General features: G+C 71.2%; 18 protein-coding genes. 15 read left to right on the top strand and 3 right to left on the bottom strand.

Translation table 11 applies throughout. The features are described from left to right. Positions 1 to 844 precede the first annotated feature (844 nt). The gene (locus EDD92_RS07270; protein WP_123963542.1) at positions 845 to 2,389 is read left to right on the top strand and encodes a serine/threonine-protein kinase; all 1,545 of its coding nucleotides are present in this window, start codon (positions 845 to 847) and stop codon (positions 2,387 to 2,389) included. Between the two features lie 20 nt (positions 2,390 to 2,409). Here the strand turns inward: EDD92_RS07270 and EDD92_RS52395 are convergent, their stop codons facing one another. Beyond that, positions 2,410 to 2,565 carry a hypothetical protein gene (locus EDD92_RS52395; protein WP_399182147.1) on the bottom strand — a complete coding sequence of 52 codons (156 nt, stop codon included), beginning with the start codon at positions 2,563 to 2,565 and terminating at the stop codon, positions 2,410 to 2,412. An 84-nt stretch (positions 2,566 to 2,649) separates the two neighbouring features. Between EDD92_RS52395 and EDD92_RS07260 the strand changes: the two genes are divergently transcribed. Continuing rightward, the gene (locus tag EDD92_RS07260) at positions 2,650 to 3,234 is read left to right on the top strand and encodes a TetR/AcrR family transcriptional regulator (protein WP_123963541.1); all 585 of its coding nucleotides are present in this window, start codon (positions 2,650 to 2,652) and stop codon (positions 3,232 to 3,234) included. Positions 3,235 to 3,237: 3 nt separating this feature from the next. On the opposite strand, the gene EDD92_RS07255 is transcribed toward EDD92_RS07260, so the two are convergent. Further along, the gene (locus EDD92_RS07255; protein ID WP_123963540.1) at positions 3,238 to 3,714 is read right to left on the bottom strand and encodes a tautomerase enzyme; all 477 of its coding nucleotides are present in this window, start codon (positions 3,712 to 3,714) and stop codon (positions 3,238 to 3,240) included. A 171-nt stretch (positions 3,715 to 3,885) separates the two neighbouring features. Between EDD92_RS07255 and EDD92_RS07250 the strand changes: the two genes are divergently transcribed. Genes EDD92_RS07250 through EDD92_RS07240 form a run of 3 tightly spaced genes read left to right on the top strand, consistent with a single transcriptional unit; the run spans position 3,886 to position 6,391 of the window. After that, positions 3,886 to 5,268, top strand: coding sequence for a rhodanese-like domain-containing protein (locus EDD92_RS07250; protein ID WP_123963539.1), 1,383 nt, complete (start codon positions 3,886 to 3,888; stop codon positions 5,266 to 5,268). Beyond that, positions 5,265 to 5,645: a rhodanese-like domain-containing protein gene (locus EDD92_RS07245; protein WP_123970307.1), complete on the top strand. Its 381-nt coding sequence runs from the start codon at positions 5,265 to 5,267 to the stop codon at positions 5,643 to 5,645. The genes EDD92_RS07250 and EDD92_RS07245 overlap by 4 nt, the downstream gene beginning before the upstream one ends. After that, positions 5,642 to 6,391 carry a sulfite exporter TauE/SafE family protein gene (locus tag EDD92_RS07240; protein ID WP_123963538.1) on the top strand — a complete coding sequence of 250 codons (750 nt, stop codon included), beginning with the start codon at positions 5,642 to 5,644 and terminating at the stop codon, positions 6,389 to 6,391. The genes EDD92_RS07245 and EDD92_RS07240 overlap by 4 nt, the downstream gene beginning before the upstream one ends. A gap of 24 nt (positions 6,392 to 6,415) precedes the next feature. On the opposite strand, the gene EDD92_RS07235 is transcribed toward EDD92_RS07240, so the two are convergent. Further along, complete coding sequence (locus EDD92_RS07235; RefSeq protein ID WP_099927088.1) at positions 6,416 to 6,703, bottom strand: metal-sensitive transcriptional regulator; 288 nt, start codon at positions 6,701 to 6,703, stop codon at positions 6,416 to 6,418. A gap of 107 nt (positions 6,704 to 6,810) precedes the next feature. On the opposite strand from EDD92_RS07235, the gene EDD92_RS07230 reads away from it, so the two are divergent. The 10 genes from EDD92_RS07230 (at position 6,811) to EDD92_RS07180 (ending at position 17,132) form a co-directional block, all read left to right on the top strand. Next, positions 6,811 to 7,398: a rhodanese-like domain-containing protein gene (locus EDD92_RS07230; RefSeq protein ID WP_260326387.1), complete on the top strand. Its 588-nt coding sequence runs from the start codon at positions 6,811 to 6,813 to the stop codon at positions 7,396 to 7,398. Positions 7,399 to 7,499: 101 nt separating this feature from the next. Continuing rightward, positions 7,500 to 8,711, top strand: a complete 1,212-nt coding sequence (locus EDD92_RS07225; RefSeq protein WP_123963536.1) for a 4-hydroxybenzoate 3-monooxygenase — start codon at positions 7,500 to 7,502, stop codon at positions 8,709 to 8,711. A 329-nt stretch (positions 8,712 to 9,040) separates the two neighbouring features. Continuing rightward, positions 9,041 to 9,583, top strand: coding sequence for an AAA family ATPase (locus EDD92_RS07215; protein WP_185123955.1), 543 nt, complete (start codon positions 9,041 to 9,043; stop codon positions 9,581 to 9,583). Between the two features lie 52 nt (positions 9,584 to 9,635). Further along, a complete protein-coding gene (locus EDD92_RS07210; protein WP_123963535.1) occupies positions 9,636 to 10,154 on the top strand; it encodes a GNAT family N-acetyltransferase in 519 nt (172 codons plus the stop codon). Positions 10,155 to 10,334: 180 nt separating this feature from the next. Continuing rightward, entirely contained in the window at positions 10,335 to 12,503 is a 2,169-nt protein-coding gene (gene helR, locus EDD92_RS07205; RefSeq protein WP_123970305.1) for an RNA polymerase recycling motor ATPase HelR, read from the top strand. Positions 12,504 to 12,579: 76 nt separating this feature from the next. Next, positions 12,580 to 13,248, top strand: coding sequence for an O-methyltransferase (locus EDD92_RS07200; RefSeq protein WP_123963534.1), 669 nt, complete (start codon positions 12,580 to 12,582; stop codon positions 13,246 to 13,248). Positions 13,249 to 13,267: 19 nt separating this feature from the next. Then, complete coding sequence (locus tag EDD92_RS07195; protein WP_123963533.1) at positions 13,268 to 14,128, top strand: MOSC domain-containing protein; 861 nt, start codon at positions 13,268 to 13,270, stop codon at positions 14,126 to 14,128. Between the two features lies 1 nt (position 14,129). Continuing rightward, the gene (locus EDD92_RS07190) at positions 14,130 to 14,387 is read left to right on the top strand and encodes a hypothetical protein (protein WP_123963532.1); all 258 of its coding nucleotides are present in this window, start codon (positions 14,130 to 14,132) and stop codon (positions 14,385 to 14,387) included. Between the two features lie 196 nt (positions 14,388 to 14,583). Continuing rightward, the gene (locus tag EDD92_RS07185; protein ID WP_123963531.1) at positions 14,584 to 15,462 is read left to right on the top strand and encodes a potassium channel family protein; all 879 of its coding nucleotides are present in this window, start codon (positions 14,584 to 14,586) and stop codon (positions 15,460 to 15,462) included. Positions 15,463 to 15,614: 152 nt separating this feature from the next. Then, complete coding sequence (locus tag EDD92_RS07180; RefSeq protein ID WP_399182138.1) at positions 15,615 to 17,132, top strand: alpha-N-arabinofuranosidase; 1,518 nt, start codon at positions 15,615 to 15,617, stop codon at positions 17,130 to 17,132. The last annotated feature ends 106 nt before the right edge of the window (positions 17,133 to 17,238 follow it).

The raw sequence follows: 17,238 nt of genomic DNA, 5'->3' as shown, positions 1-17,238 counted from the left end.
CACCTCGCCGGTTTGCTGCTCGGTCATCGCCGTGCACACTGCCGGACGGCACACAGGTCTTCGCCGCCGGTCCCGGCGCCCGCGTCCTCGCGCTCAGCACGGGCACCGCGCTGCGCCTGTGGGACACGGCGCGAGGCCACTGGACCGGAGCCCCCCCTGCCCCGCAAGACGTCCGAGATCGCCTTCGGCGGCAGCGGCCACAACTACCTGGCGGCCGACCTGACGCACGAGCGCGTCCAACTGCGCTCCGTGGCCGACGGACGGCTGCTGTACGAGACCCCGGCGTCCGACGAGCGCCGAGTCGTCCCAAGCGCCGACGACCGCCGGCTCGCCGTCTGCCACACCGGCAAGGCCCCGCAGGTGTGGGCGTGCGCGGCCACCGCAGCCTCCCCGGCGCCTGGCAGCACGCCGACGGCCTGTGCGCCCGCACGGTGCAAGCGAGGTGGCCGCTCTCCAGGACCCGGGGGTGACGTCCGCCGCATTCAGTGCGAACGGGCCGTTCCTGGCGACCGCCGACGGCACGGAGATCAAGGTGTGGCGGCTCGCGGCCCCCGACACCCCCGTCTTCCGCCGCCTCTCGACGAGCAGCAGTTCTACGGCACCCTGGCCTGGGACCCCGGCCACCCCACCCTCCGTTACTTGGAGGGCCGCACGGTCCACTCCTTCGACGCAACGACGGCCACTACGCCGGCCTGGCGCGCCCACGCCTTGTCGGGGCACTGCCGGCGGATACGACCCCCTTATGACGCGATCAACACGAACCGCACGCCTGTTGTGCGAAAACGTCGGTTAGTGTGCATGGCTAAGTGACGCAAAGGGGGCAGAGCAGGCGGAGGGCGAAGCTGTGTCGGACGAAGGGCGGCTCGTCGCCGGGCGCTACCGGCTGGTCGAGCGCATCGGTCGCGGCGGTATGGGCACCGTGTGGCGCGCCGAGGACGAGGAACTCACCCGGCACGTCGCACTCAAACGGCTCCACACACCGCCGCACCTGTCCGACGCCGAGATCGACACGCTGTACGAGCGCGTCCGCCGCGAGGCCCGCAGTGCCGCCCGGGTCGTGCACCCCAACGTGGTCGTCGTCCATGACGTCGTCGACGACGACGGGCAGCCGTGCATCGTCATGGAGTACGTCCCCGCCGGCACCCTCGCCGACGTCCTCGACGGCGGCCGGACGCTGCCGCCCGAGGAGGCGGCACGCATCGGCCTCGGCGTGATCTCCGCGGTACGGGCCGCGCACACGGCCGACGTGCTGCACCGCGACATCAAGCCCGGCAACGTCCTGCTCGGTCCCGGCGGCCGGGTCGTGCTGACCGACTTCGGTATCGCGCAGACCGCCGGGACCTCGACGCTCACCCAGACCGGGGAGATGATCGGCTCCATCGACTTCATGGCCCCCGAGCGGATCCGCGGCCACAAGCCCGGCCCGGCCTCGGACCTGTGGTCGCTGGGCGCGACGTTGTACCAGGCGGTGGAGGGGCGTCCGCCGTACCGCCGCGAGACCCCCATGGAGACCGCGTACGCCATCGCCGTGGACCCGCTGGAACCGATGCGCAAGGCCGGTTCGCTGGAACCGCTGATCGAGGCCCTGCTGTCGAAGGAGCCCGAGGACCGGCCCACGGCGGAGCAGACGGAACGGGCGCTGCGGGCCACCTGGTCCACCGGCCCGCCGACGGAGTGGTCCTCCGCCGTTCCGGTCGGCCCGGGGGACGACGACTCGACCACGCACCACAGCACCGCGGCGCCGTCGGCCCCACCGGCGCCGACGGGCAGGAGCGCACGCCGTCGTCGTCGCGGCCGGAGGCGCCGTGTGCTCGTGCCGGTCCTGGTCGTCCTGGTCGCGGCCGTCACCGCCGCCACGCTCTACGTCTCGTCCCACCGATCCGACCGGGGCGGAGCCGACCACCGGACCACGCCCACCCCCTCCGCGTCGCCCTCGCCCGTCCCCGACGGCTACCACCAGGTCCACGCCGACCGGCTCGGCGTCTCCTTCCCCGTGCCGGACGGCTGGAAGCCGAAGAAGCAGTCGAGCGACGACGAGGTCACCTACACCGACCCGACCGGCCTGGCCGGCATCACCATCGGCATGGTGGACCCCGCGGGTTCCCACCCCGTCGGCCACTTCAAGGACATCGAGGCGAACACCAAGGCCAACTACTCCGTGTACCGCAGGCTGCGCCTGCAGGAGACCACCTTCCGGGGCAAGCCGGCGGCGGTGTGGGAGTTCACCTTCCAGGGCCGGGCCCGCGCCTTCCGCGCCATCGACCTCGGCTACGGCACCGCGGGCGGCCGGGAGTACGACATCTATCTGTCGGCCCCGGAGACCGAGTGGAGCACCTACCGTCCGGTCTTCGACAACGTCAGGGACGGGTTCACCGAACAGCAGCGGTGAGCCCGATGGGCTGATGAGCCCTATGTGCTCGGGAACAGGGCGCGGTCGGGGTCCGGGGAGACGAAGACGGCGGCCAGGTCGCGCTGGACGGTCTTGCGGCCCTCCTCGGTCAGCGAACCGGACGGGACGGTGAGCCGGATCATCGGCATGACGAGATCCTCTCTGCTGCTCAGCACGTTCCATGACAGTCGTTATAAGCGAGGGTCACGCTAGACTATGGCGGGCGTTATAGCCAGTGAGGTTCGGAGAGGGAGCACGGCGTGGCCAAATCCAGCGCACCGTCGCGTGAGCGCATCGTGGCCGGTGCGGCCGACCTGATCAGCAGGCGCGGCCTGAACGCCGCCAGCATCCGCGAGCTGGCCAAACACGCCAAGGCGCCGCTCGGCTCGACGTACCACTTCTTCCCCGAGGGCAAGGGGCAGTTGGCCACCGAGGCGGTGCAGTACGCCGGGGGAGCGGTGTCACGCATCCTGCGCAAGGAACTGGACGAGGGCCCGATCGCCGGCCTCCGTGCGTTCCTGTCCCTGTGGCGCGGCATCGTCGTCGAGAGCGACTTCCGGGCCGGCTGCCCGGTGCTGGCCGTCTCCGTGGAGGAGCCGCCGGCCGGCGAGACGCCACCGGCCCTCACCGCCGCAGCCGAGGCGTTCGAGGACTGGGAACAACTCCTCGCCGAGGCCCTCCGCAAGCACGGCGCCGACAGCGAGCAGGCTCCGGGACTTGCGGCCCTCGTCGTGGCCTCCGTCGAGGGCGCCATCGCCATGTGCCGCGCCAAGCGAAGCATGCAGCCGCTGGACCAGGTGGCACAGCAGCTCGAGACGCTGATCGCGGGCGCGCTCGACGGCTAGCGCTCAGGCGCCCATGGCCGCGCGGATCGCCTTGGCCTTCTCCTCGGTGAACACGCCGCTCTCCAGGAGGGAGAGGATGGAGAGGACCGTCCCGCCGGAGCCCCAACTGCCCTCGTCGATGACCCGGAAGTTGACCCACCAGGTGGGCGACGGCTCCGGCAGGCCGCAGGCTTGCGCCAGTGCGGCGAGGATGCGCTCGATGACCTCGGCTCTGACCTCCCGGCGCCAGTCCCCGTCCATGGCGGCGACGTCGATCACCATCACGTCGAGCTCCTGACCGGCGTCCGCCAGCAGCCGGCCCCCGATGGCCATCATGTCCGGCGCGCGCTCCGCGAAGTGCACCTGGAATCCGACCCGGGCGGCCTGCGCGAAGCGGCCGACCTCGGGCACGAGCACCGCGTCCGTCAGTGTCTCGGCCGGCGTGCGGCGCTGTTCGAGGCTCAGGCGGCCCTGCGGGGCGTTCACGGTGATGACGGTCACTGCATACCTTCTATGACGATCGTTATAAGGCGAACTTACAGCAGGTCTATAACGGGCGTCATGGGGGTGAGTTTGGTCGTCGGCTCGCTTCAAAATACCCCCGGGGGTACTCGTGCTACTGTCGAATACATACCCCAGGGGGTATTTCTTCGGGATGGAAGGGAGTGCCTCGTGTTCTTCGTCGACACGATCGAAGTGGCCGGCCTCGGCAACCGGAGCTATCTGGCGGGTGGCAAGGTCACGGCCGTCGCGGTGGATCCGCCGCGCGACATCGACCAGGTGATCGCGGCGGCGGCGCGGCGGGGGGTGCGGATATCGCATGTGGTCGAGACCCACGTGCACAACGACTACGTCACCGGCGGCCTGGAGCTGGCCCGCCTCACGGGCGCCGCCTATCTCGTCCCGGCCGGCGCCACGGTCGCCTTCGAGCGGGTGCCCGTCGGCGACGGGGACCGCACGGACGTGGACACCGGCGACGGGCTGGCTCTGCGCGCGTTGGCGACGCCCGGCCACACCCCGCACCACACCTCCTACGTACTGGAGGAGGACGGCACCGCGGTCGCGGTGTTCACCGGCGGCTCGCTGCTCATCGGCACGGTCGGACGGCCCGACCTGGTCGAACCGCGGCTGACCGAGCGCCTCGCCCGCGCCCAGCACGCCTCAGCACGCCGCCTCGCGGCCGAACTGCCCGACGAGACCCCGGTGCTGCCCACCCACGGCTTCGGCAGCTTCTGCTCCTCGGCCCGGGCGGAGGGCGGGGACACGACCATCGGCAAGGAGAAGGCGTCCAACGAGGCGCTCACCCGGGATGTGGACACCTTCGTGGCCGACCTGCTGGCCGGCCTGGACGACGTCCCCGCCTACTACGTGCACATGGGCCCCGCCAATGCCGCGGGACCCGCGCCCCTCGACCTCACCCCGCCCGCCGTCGCCGACGCCGACGAGATCGCTGCCCGGCTCGCGGCGGGGGAGTGGGTGGTGGACCTGCGCAACCGAGTGGCCTTCGCCGAAGGGCATGTCGCCGGCTCCGTCAACTTCGAGGCCGAGGGACAGCTCGCCACCTATCTGGCCTGGCTGATCCCTTGGGGCAGGCCGCTGACCCTGCTGGCCGAGTCGGCTGGACAACTCCTCGCTGCACAGCGCGAGTTGGCCCGGGTGGGCATCGACCGCCCGGCCGCTGCGGCGACCGGTGATCCGTCGGGATGGGTGCGCGCGGACGAGGCCCCGGTGTCCTTCCCGCGCGCCAAGTTCGCCGACCTCGCGGACCGCCGGCGCGACGGGCACGGCCGCGTGGTGGTGCTCGACGTCCGGCGGGAGAGCGAACGCACCGGCGGCTCCGTGGAGGGAGCCGTCCACATCCCTGTCCATGCGCTGCACCGACGGCTCGGCGAGGTCCCCGACGGCCAGGTGTGGGTGCACTGCGCCGGCGGTATGCGCGCCGCCATCGCCGCATCCCTGCTGCATGCCGCCGGCCGGGACGTCGTCGCCGTCGACGACGCCTTCGACGCCGCAGCGAAGGCCGGACTGACCGTGAGGAGCGGACCGTGTCGTTGAGCCTGGTCAGGCGCGGACCCGGCAGGGTCGATGCGCGGCGGGCCGCGGAGTGCACCGGACACGTGGACGGTGTCCCGGCGGAGCGCGACGCCGTACTGCTGGACGTCCGTGAGTCGTACGAGTGGCAGGCGGGCCACGCCCCGGGCGCGGTTCACGTCCCCCTGTCCGCCCTGGCGGCGGGTGCGGCACTGCCCGAACGGGTGGCGGGCCGGCCCTTGGTGGTCATCTGCCGCTCGGGCAACCGGTCCCGGCAGGCGGCCGAACTCCTGGCCGCACGCGGCGCCGACGCCGTGGACGTCATCGGCGGGATGCTCGACTGGGCCGGGCTGGGGCTGCCCATGGTGGACCGGCGGGGCGAGAGCGGAACGGTGACGTGAGCGTTCTCGTACTCGCTCTGGTGTCCGGTGCCGTCATCGGTGTGGCGCTGGGCGCGCTCGGGGGAGGCGGCAGCGTCCTGGCCGTCCCCGCCCTGATCTACCTGCTCGGTTTCACCCCCGTCGAGGCCACCACCGCCAGCCTGGTCATCGTGGCCGTCACCACGGCCGCCGCGCTGCCCGCGCACGCCCGGGAAGGCCATGTCCGCTGGCGCACGGGACTGCTGTTCGCGGCCGCGGGCATCGGGCCCGCCATGCTCGGCGGGCTCGTGGCGGCGCGGTTGCCGGCAGCCGGTCTCACCGCGGCCTTCGCCCTGGTGGCGCTGGTCGCCGCGGTGCGCATGCTGCGCCCGCGGCCCGGCCCGCCCGATGCCGTCCGTGCGGTCCGGCCCGGCCGGGCGGCCGCGGCGGGGGCCGGGCTCGGGGCGGTCACCGGAGTCCTCGGGGTCGGCGGCGGCTTCCTCGCCGTACCGGCCCTGGTGGGTGTCCTCGGGCTGCGCATGCGGGCGGCGGTGGGGACGAGCCTGCTGGTCATCACCCTCAACTCGGTCGCCGCCCTCGCGCTGCGCGCGGGCACCGCCGACGGACTCGACTGGGCGGTCGTCGGACCGTTCGCCGGGGCCGCCGTTCTCGGCGCCTGGGACGGCAAACGCCTCGCAACGAAGCTGTCGGGGCAGGCGCTTCAGCGGATCTTCGCCCTGGTGCTGCTGGGGGTGGCCGGCTTCATGCTGATCGGCTCGGCCGTGTGACGGCCGCCGACGCGTGCGGCCTCCTCACGCCAGCGACAGGAACAGCTTCTCCAGGCGGGCACGCATCTGCTCGACGTCCTCGCCGTTCCTGCGGCCGGACTCGACGTCGGTCAGGCACTGCTGCAGGCCGGTGGCGATGATGGCGAAACCCGCACGGTCCAGGGCCCGGGAGGCCGCGGCGAGCTGGGTGATGACGTCCTCGCAGTCACGCCCCTCCTCGATCATCCGGATCACACCGGCGATCTGGCCCTGAGCGCGACGCAGCCGGTTCAGCACTGCCTTCAGTTCCGCACCCGCGAGCTCCATGTCCACGACGACTCCTCCGTCAACGTATACCCCTAGGGGTACTGTACGTCCCGGTTCGGGACGGCGTCGAACCCCGACGGAATCAGAGCGAATCACAAAGGATCACAACTGCCGTGACTGCTTCCCCTCTTCCCTCCGCCCTCGCCGCCGACCAGGTCCATGGCCTGCTCCACCAGCTGACGGTCATCGATGTGCGCACCCCCGGCGAGTACGCCTACGGGCACCTGCCCGGCGCACTCAACATTCCCCTGGACCAGATCCGCCGCGCCCTGACCGACATCCGCCACGCTGCCGAACGCGGCGACGTCCTGGTCGTGTGTGCCTCCGGGGCCCGCTCGCAGAACGCCTGCAAGCTCCTTGCCGAGCAGGGCATCCCGTCGGTGACGCTGACCGGCGGCACCGGCGCCTGGGCCGCCGCAGGACACGACCTGCACCGGCCGGCGGCCCACACGGGGCGGGCCGCCTGGGGCATGGAGCGCCAGGTGCGTCTCACCGCGGGCACGCTGGTACTCCTGGGGCTGGCACTCGGCCTTCTCGTGCACCCGGCCTTCCAGCTCGTCTCGGCGGCCATAGCGGGTGGCCTGGTCTTCTCCGCGCTCACCGACACCTGCGGCATGGCGGCTCTGCTCGGCAGGCTCCCGCACAACCGGCCCCGGCCGACGGACCTCGACGCCACGCTGACGGCGCTCCGCAGCGGCTGACATCCCCAGGGCGAGCCCACTCCCTCCGTGCTGCCGGTCTCCGGGCGCCAGGCCCCCGGAGATCGGGACCACTCCGCTAGGCTGACAGCGGAGGTGGTCAAGTGGCCGACAGCGCAAGGGAGTTGGCGGATTCTCCGGAATCCACGACCGTCGTCGTGATCGGCGCGGGACCGGCCGGTCTGACGGTCGCCAACCTGCTGCGACGCAGCGGCATCGACTGCATTGTCCTGGAACGCCGCAGCCGCGAGTACGTGGCGCAGCGCCAGCGGGCCGGCATCGTCGAAACCCGCGCCGTGCGGATGTTCGACTCCTGGGGGCTGGCCGACCGCGTCCTGGGCGGCATCCCGTACGACGGCATCCTGGAGCTCCGGGTGGACGGCGAGAGCCACCTGGTCTCCGACAACGACGGCTCCGAAGGCCCCCGGGCCCGCCTGTGCCCCCAGCAGGTGCTGGTCCAGAAGCTGACCGCCGCATACCTCGCCGACGGCGGCGATCTGCGCTTCGAGGCCGCCGACGTCTCCCTGCACGACCTGACCGGCGACCGCCCGGTCGTCCGCTACCGCACCGCCGACGGCACCCTCCGCACCATCACCTGCGCCTTCGTGGCCGGCTGCGACGGCGACCACGGCATCAGCCGCACCGCCGTCCCGGAAGGTGCCCTCACCGCGTACGCGATCGACCACGGCATCGGCTGGCTCACCGTCCTCGCCGACGCCCCGCCCCCGGCTCACCCGCTCCTCGCCGTCAGCCCGCAGGGCTTTGCCGCCCACTTCCCCCGCGGCCCGCACACCAGCCGCTACTACGTCCAGTGCCCGCCCGACGACCACCCCGACGCCTGGCCCGACACCCGCGTCTGGGAAGCCCTGCGCACCCGGCTCGCCGACCCCGGCCTCACCGCCGGCCCGATCACCGACCGCGAGACCTTCCGCCTCCGCAGCCTCGTCCACGACCCCATGCAGTACGGCCGCCTCCATCTCGTCGGCGACGCCGCCCACATCGTCTCGCCCATGGGCGGCAAGGGCATGAACCTCGCCCTCTACGACGCCGACGTCTTCGCCCGAGCCGTCCGGGACTCCGTCCGCGACCACGACGACACCGCCCTGCGCAGCTACTCCCAGCGCTGTCTGCGCCGCGTCTGGAACGACCAGGAATTCTCCCACTGGCTCACCCGCACCCTCCACGACGCCGGCGACGACACCGCCTCCGGCCCCTTCCACCGCAACCTGGCCCGCGCCCGCCTCGACCGCCTCCTCACCTCGCCCACGGCGGCCCGCGCCTTTGCGGAGCTGATGACGGGGCTGGACCTGGCTTAGGGCCGGCTCAGGGCCTGTCCGCCGGGTCAGGCCCTGCTCGCCAGGCACGCGGGCACCCGGACGTTCCATCCGCCCCACGCGGTGGGGTTCTGGCAGCGGCGCCGCGCTCTGGAGGCGCTCGTGCACCGGTTGGGTACCGAGCACGCGCTGGGGAGGGTGCGACTGCTCGGCCGGACCGGCAGGCCGGCCCGGCCCTCCTGGCCGGCACTTTGACGCCCTGAGCCGGCCCCGCGACCCGTCGGACAGGCCAGGCCCTGGTGAGCGCCGGCCTCGGGGGCCGCTCGGTAATGGATCGCGTCGGACGACTGCGAACTGGCACGCTGCTTCCCATGGATCACGCGGAGGTGCTGCTCATCGGAGGGCGGGCCGGAGTCGGCAAGACGACGGTCGGGTGGGAGGTGTCGGCGCTGCTGCGGGCCGCGGCGGTTGCCCACGCGATCATCGACGGTGACTTCATGGGGCAGGTGCACCCGGCCCCGGAAGGGGATCCGCATCGCGCCGAGATCACCGAGAGCAACCTGACCGCGGTATGGGCGAACTTCGCCCGGCGCGGCTATCGCCGGCTGATCTACACGAACACGATGAGTGTGCTCCCTGAGGCGGCGGGCATGTTCGAGCGCGCCATGGGGGCCGAGGTGCGGGCCGTACGGGTTCTCCTCACCGCCTCCGATACCACCGCCCGAGAGCGGCTGGTCCGCCGGGAACTCGGCTCGGAGCTGGAACAGGAGCTGGAGGGCAGCGCCCGCAAGGCCCGGATCCTGGACCGGCGGGCCCCGGCGGAGGCGGTGCGTGTCATGACGGACGGACGCGCCGTCGGGGACATCGCGCGCGAGGTCGTCGCCCTCACCGGCTGGGCGGGGCAACGGAGTTGAGTCCGCCCCCGGAGCGCCGACAGCCGTCGAGCCGCGCCGTAGGGTGGCGCACATGAGCATCGACGGTGTTGCGCTGCGTCCGGTGGCCGAGCCCGACCTGCCTGTCATGGAACGCTTCCTCATCGATCCGGACACCGTTGTGCCCTTCCAGTGGTGGGGCTGGTCGGACACCGGGCGCTGGCGGCGCCAGTGGGCGGAGAACGGTCTGCTCGGCGACGACGGAGGGCATCTGATGGTCGTGCGCGGCGCGCAGCCGCTCGGGTTCGTCGCCTGGCGGCAGGTCAGGCCCACCCGGACCACTACGTACTGGAACATGGGCATCAACCTGCTGCCGGAGGCTCGCGGACAGGGCATCGGAACCGAGGCGCAACGGCAGTTGGTCCACTACCTCTTCGCGAACACAACAGTCGTACGCATCGAGGCGGACACCGAAGCGGGCAACATCCCCGAACAACGCGCCCTGGAAAAGGTCGGGTTCACCCGCGAGGGCGTCCTGCGCAGCATCGCCTTCCGCGACGGACAGTGGCGCGACGGGGTGCGCTACAGCATCCTGCGCGGCGAACTGGCCTGAGACCTGGCTCAAGGAAGGCAGAAAAAACAAAGGCAAGGAGGTCACTCACTCCTTGCCACTCTCAACTTATAGCGCACTGGGGGGCTTGCGGCAAGGCCCCGGTCGTGCCGCACAATCGCACGCCGAGGCCACAAGCTGCGGAAATGGGAGTTTCACGAAGTGCATGTTCTGTCTGGTGACCTGACCCCCTCGACCACCCGTGCGTTCGACCTTCCCGACCGGCTCGCCCACAAGGCCGCCCCGACCCTGATCGCCGGCGACGAACAGCACTTCGCGGCGATCGCGGAGAGCCTCGAGCAGACGATCGCCGAACTGTCCGCCCGTATCGACGCCGAGCTCAAGGGACCCGGCGGCATCGGCCGGCAGGCGATGGACCGGGACATCGAGGTGCACCGGCTGACCGGTCGCCTGCGCGCCCTGCGCCGCTTCGGCCTGGACCTGTGTCTCGGACACATCGTCGCCGCGGACGACCCCGAGCCCGTCTACATCGGACGACTCGGCCTGACCGACAGCACAGGTCGTCGCCTGCTGCTCGACTGGCGCTCTCCCGCGGCCGAGCCGTTCTTCGCGGCAACCCACGCCAACCCGATGGGCCTGGCCAGCCGCCGCAGGTATCGCTGGACCCGCGGTCGTATCAGCGACTACTGGGACGAGGTGTTCACCGCCGACGGGCTCGAAGGGCGCGCCGCGCTCGACGACCAGTCCGCGTTCATCGCCAGCCTGGGCAGTAACCGTTCCTCCCGCATGCGGGACGTGCTCGCCACCATCCAGGCCGACCAGGACGCCATCATCCGGGCGGGATCCCGCGGCGCTCTCGTCGTCGACGGTGGTCCCGGTACGGGCAAGACCGTTGTCGCTCTGCACCGTTCCGCCCACCTCCTCTACTCCGACCCCCGCCTCGGTCACCGTCGGGGCGGTGTGCTGTTCGTCGGTCCGCACCGGCCCTACCTGGACTATGTCGCCGACGTCCTGCCGAGCCTCGGCGAGGAGGGCGTGCAGACCTGCATCCTGCGGGACCTCGTCGACGAGGGAGCCGACGCGAGCGTCGAGACCGACCCCGACGTGGCCCGTCTGAAGTCGTCCGCGGAGATGGTGAAGGCAGTCGAGAAAGCCGTCCGCTTCTACGAGGAGCCGCCCGCCGAAGGGATGACGGTCACCGTCGACTGGACCGACATCCGGCTGACCGCCGACGACTGGGCCGAGGCGTTCGACGCGCCGGAACCCGGCACCCCGCACAACGAGGCGCGTGATCAGATCTGGGAGAAGCTGGTCACGATTCTGGAGGACGGATACGACGGCGGCGACCTGCCGCCGGAGCAGTTCCGCAGGGCGCTGCGGCGGGACAAGGATCTGGTGGGCACCCTCAACCGGGCATGGCCGCTGCTCGAAGCGGCCGACCTGGTCGGAGACCTGTGGTCGGTGCCCGCCTATCTGCGGATGTGCGCGCCCTGGCTGAGTCGCGAGGACGTCCGCAAGCTGCAGCGGGCGGATGCCCAGGCCTGGACGGTGTCCGATCTGCCGCTCCTGGACGCCGCTCGGCAGCGGCTCGGCGATCCGGAGACGGCTCTGCGCAAGCGCCGGCATGCGGCCGTCATCGCCGCCCAGCGCGAGCGCATGGCGCAGGTCGTGGACAACCTCATCGACGCGGTGGCCGATTCCGGTGCCGACGGCGATGACGGCGAAGGCCTGGTGAGGATGTTGCGGGGCCAGGACGCCAAGGTCAGCCTGGTCGACGAAGCCGAACTGACCCCCGTCGAACCGGATCTGCTCGCCGGCCCGTTCGCGCACATCGTCGTGGACGAGGCCCAGGAACTGACCGACGCGGAATGGCAGATGCTGCTGCTGCGCTGCCCGTCCCGGAGCTTCACCATCGTCGGTGACCGCGCTCAGGCCAGGCACGGGTTCACGGAGTCGTGGCAGGAACGGCTCGGACGGATCGGTCTGGACCGGGTCAGTGTGGCCTCCCTGAGCATCAACTACCGCACGCCGGAAGAGGTCATGACGGAGGCCGAGCCGGTCATCCGGGCGGTACTCCCGGACGCCAACGTGCCGACCTCCATCCGCAGCAGTGGCATCCCTGTCGTACACGGCTCCGTCGCGGAGCTGGACTCCATCCTGGACACCTGGCTCGCCGCGCATGCCGAGGGGATCGCCTGCGTCATCGGCGATCCCGCCTTCCCGGCCACGTCCCGGGTCCGGTCGCTGACCCCGGCGCTGTCGAAGGGGCTCGAGTTCGACCTGGTCGTCCTCGTCGACCCCGAGGCCTTCGGCACGGACGTCGAAGGAGCGGTCGACCGATACGTCGCCATGACCCGGGCGACGCAGCAACTCGTCATCCTCACCAGCTGAAAACCTTTGACAGGCCGTCGGCGATCCATAGTAGGTTTCCTTTAGGAACTCAGTGCATATCGAGGGGGAACCTGCCGTGACTCAGCAGACCTGGACCGCCGTCGACGACTACTTCAACGGCCTGCTGGTCGAGGAGGACGAAGCGCTGCTCGCGGCCGCCGTGGGCAGCGAGGCGGCAGGGCTGCCGCCGCACCAGGTCGCCCCCAACCAGGGCAAGCTGCTGAACCTGCTGGCGACGATCCAGGGCGCCCGTTCGATCCTTGAGATCGGCACCCTCGGCGGCTACAGCACGATCTGGCTCGCCCGGGCTCTGCCGGCCGACGGACGCCTGGTCACTCTGGAGGCCGACGAGCACCATGCCGCCGTAGCCGCGGCCAACGTCTCCAGCGCAGGGCTCGACCACATCGTCGACCTACGCGTCGGCAAGGCCCTGGATGCTCTGCCCCGGCTGGCGGACGAGGGGGCAGGGCCGTTCGACCTGGTCTTCATCGACGCCGACAAGCCTTCCAATCCCGCCTACTTGGAGTGGGCGCTCAAGCTCACCCGGCCAGGCAGCGTCATCGTCGGCGACAACGTCGTCCGTGACGGCGCGGTCACCGACCCGGCCGACGCCGATCCGCGCGTCCAGGGCGTCCGCCGCTTCACAGAGCTGATTGCGCAGCACCCCCGGCTCACCGCCACCACCATCCAGACCGTCGGCGCCAAGGGCTACGACGGCTTCACTCTCGCCCTCGTCACCGCCTAGCAGAGCCGGAGGCAGCGGCGTGGCCCGCGTCGTCGAGTTGTCGTACTACCCCGTCAAAGGGTGTGCCGCGGTGTCGGCCCGCGAGGCGCTGCTGACGCCCGCCGGTCTCGCGCACGACCGGAGCTTTATGGTCGTCAGCGAAGCGGGCGTGTACCGCACGCAGCGCCGGGATCCCCGACTGGCCCTGATCCGCCCCACCATCAGTGACGACGGCGGACGGCTCGGGCTCCGCGCGCCGGACGCGGAGCCGCTGGACCTCCCGGTGGACACCTCGGGTGCGCGCCGGCCGGTGGACCTGTTCGGGACCGCCTATCAGGGCATCGACCAGGGCGACACCGTCGCCGAATGGCTCTCGGACGTACTGGGCACACGCAGCCGCCTGGTCCGTGTGCCGCCGGACCACCACCGGGTGACCGACGGCCGGACCCCGGGCACCTCCGGCTACGCCGACAGCTGTGCCCTGCACGTCCTCTCCCGCTCCACCCTCGACCTGCTCAACCAGAAGCTCGCCGAACGCGGTGCCGCACCGCTGCCGGTGAACCGTTTCCGCCCGAACATGGTGATCGACGGCTGGGACGAGCCACACACCGAGGACCGCGCCCGCGGCCTCAGCGTGGGCACGGCCGAGCTGGGCTATGCGAAGCTCGCCATCCGCTGCGCCGTCACCCTGGTCGAGCAGGAGTCGGCGAAGAGGGCCGGCCCCGAACCCCTGCGCACCCTCGCCGCCTACCGACGGGCCGCCGAGGGCGGAGTCGCCTTCGGCACGAAACTCTCCGTGCTGCGGCCCGGCAGAATCCGCGTCGACGACGAGGTGACCGTCACCGCCTGGGGCGAATCCGAACTCCGCACGCCGGACCGCCGGGCCCGGCACCCTGGGTGACATGACCACCATCGCCCCGACCACCGACGGCAGATGGCCGCTCACCTACGAGTACCGGGGCCGCGGAGCGAACGTCCGCCACCGGCTCACGGACGCCCCGCCTGAGTTCTACCCGACCAGCGTGACGGACCTTCCCGTCACCAGCCTGCCCGTGCCCTCCCGCGGCCGGACGCTGTCAGCGGTCGGCAGCCCGGTGTTCGATCCGCTGCCGGACGGACGCATCCCTACAACGCGGTCGGCAGCAGCAGCGCCTGGGTGAACTGGTCCGGAGCGCATCGTCACCGAGCCGCGGTGTCCCTGCACGCTCGCGGCCCTCGCCGGCCTCGTGCTGCCCCGTGCCGCTGCCACCCTTGGCGTAGCAGCTGAAACCAGGGCAAAATCGGGCGGGAGGTGCGAGGCTCCCAGTCGCTGGGGCCGCCGAGGCGCCTCACGGAACAGGCCCGTGGGAGACGTGGATGGAGTGGCTGGTCTCGCTGGTCGGCGTGGGACTGGTCCTGGCTGTCCTGCGGGATCTGTTCCACACGCTCTGGCACCCCACCCGCCACGGAGGCGTCAGCCGACTCGTCATGACGAGCATGTGGCGACTGGCCCGGCGCTCCCGGATCCGTCGCCGCGTGGCCGGTCTCGTCGGGCCGCTGGCCATGGTGACGGTGGTGGGACTCTGGGCCGTCATCATCATCCTGGGGTGGGCGATCATCTACTGGCCCCACATGCCGGGCGCGTTCACACTCACGCCTGGTTCCCGGGCGGCGCAGGAGCCCGCACTGCTCGACTCGGTCTACCTGTCCCTGGTCACCGTCGCCACCCTCGGGCTGGGGGACATCACGCCAGGCGAAGGCTGGCTCCGCCTGGTCTCGCCGTTGGAGGCCCTCGTCGGTTTCGCCCTCCTGACGGCCACGGTCTCCTGGGTGCTGGAGATCTACCCCGCGTTGACCCGTAGGCGGGTCTTGGCCATCCGGTTGGCGCTGCTGCACCGCTCGGCGCCGACGACCGAACACATCGACAGCGTGGCCGGAGCGGCACTGCTGGACAGCCTGGCCACCGAGGTCGTACGAGTGCGCATCGACTTCACCCAGTACGCCGAGGCCTACTACTTCCACGACGGCGAGGACCACTCCTCCCTGGCGGCCATCCTCGGCTACGCCGTCGCCCTTGCCCGGCGAGGGCAGGCAGCCCGACGGCCGGACGTGCGACTGACCGGGGACCTGCTCGCGGGCGCGCTGGACGACCTCGCCACCATTCTCGACCAGCGCTTTCTGCACACGGGCGGCACGACGACGGAGGTCTTCGCCGCGTACGCCGCCGACCACGACCGCAACGTGCCACAGTCCTGAGCACATCCCATGGCGAAGGCAGGACCGCGACGGCTACATTTGTATCGCTACAAGAAAGCGGTTGCCGTATGGCACTCGCCCCGATTTCCCCGGCACCGTTTGCGCCCCACCAGATCCCACCCACGTCATCGACTCGACCCAGGAGTATGTCCGTGTCCCACGCCACCGCGGTCATCAACCTCGACATCGAGGGCCCGAGGATCAGCCGTCACCTCTACGGTCACTTCGCCGAGCATCTCGGCCGCTGCATCTACGGCGGCTTCTGGGTCGGGGAGGACTCGCCGATACCCAACGAGGGCGGAATCCGCCTCGACGTCGTCCAGGCGCTGCGTGCCCTGGACATCCCCAATCTGCGCTGGCCGGGCGGCTGTTTCGCCGACGAGTACCACTGGCGTGACGGCATCGGCCCGCGCGAGCAGCGGCCGAGCATGGTCAACACGCACTGGGGCAACGTCGAGGAGAACAACCACTTCGGCACCCACGAGTTCATGGCGTTGTGCGAGCTGCTGGGCGCCGAGCCGTACATCAGCGGCAACGTCGGCTCCGGCACGGTGCGGGAGATGAGCGAGTGGGTCGAGTACCTCACCCGTGACGGCGACAGCCCGATGGTGCGGCTGCGCAAGGCCAACGGCCGCGAGGAGCCGTGGCGCGTGAAGTTCTGGGGCATCGGCAACGAGACCTGGGGCTGCGGCGGCAACATGCGCGCCGAGTACTCCGCCGACCTGGCCCGTCAGTACGCCACCTACTGCCGTGACCACGGTGACAACAAGCTCTACCGCATTGCCTCCGGCGCATCCGGCGACGACTACAAGTGGACCGAGACGCTGATGCAGCAGATCAGCTGCTTCGGCTGCGAGGCCACGCCGAAGAACTTCTTCCAGGGTCTGTCCGTCCACTACTACACGCTGGCCGGCCCCTGGGACGCGAAGGGCAGCGCGACCGTCTTCGACACCGCCGACCACTACCGCACGATGGTCGCGGCCCGCCGCCTCGACCGCATCCTGACCGGCCACTCCACCGTGATGGACGTCTACGACCCGGGCCGCACGGTCGGGCTGGTCCTGGACGAGTGGGGCACCTGGTGGGATGTCGAACCGGGCACCAACCCGGGCTTCCTGTTCCAGCAGAACACCCTGCGGGACGCGCTGGTGGCCTCCACCCACTTCGACATCTTCCACCGCCACGCGGCGCGCCTGTACATGGCCAACATCGCGCAGACCGTCAACGTCCTGCAGGCCATGCTCCTCACCGACGGCGACAGCCTGGTCCTGACCCCCACCTACCACGTCTTCGAGATGAACAAGGGCCACCAGGACGCCACTTCGCTCGCCGTCCATCTGCGCGGCGACGCCCTGCGGCGCACGGTCGGCGACACGGAGCTGGAGACTCTGTCCGCCTCCGCCAGCGTCAAGGACGGGGCGGTGCTGATCTCGCTGTCCAACCTGGATGCGGAGGAGCCCGCGCAGGTGACGCTCGACCTGCGCGGCCGCTCGGTCGGCGAGCCGAGCGCCCGCATCCTGACGGCCGACCGGCTGCAGGACCACAACACGCCCGGCACGCCGGAGACGGTCGCCCCGCGCCCCTTCGACGCCCTCAAGGCCACCGACCAGGGGCTCACGCTCACGCTGCCGCCGCACTCGTTCGTCACGGTGAGCGCTCCGCTCGTCTGACACGACCCGACCGCGAGTACGACCCCGCCGCACTCCGTCACCGCCCTGCGCACCCGGGGTGCGGCTTAGCATGCGAGTGGGTTCCGGGACGGCAGGCCAGGGGTGA

The sequence above is a fragment of the Streptomyces sp. TLI_185 genome (genome assembly GCF_003814765.1).
Lineage (GTDB): Bacteria > Actinomycetota > Actinomycetes > Streptomycetales > Streptomycetaceae > Streptomyces.
The sequence above is the reverse complement of the archived record's forward strand: the minus strand, read 5'-3'. Positions and strand labels throughout refer to the sequence as shown.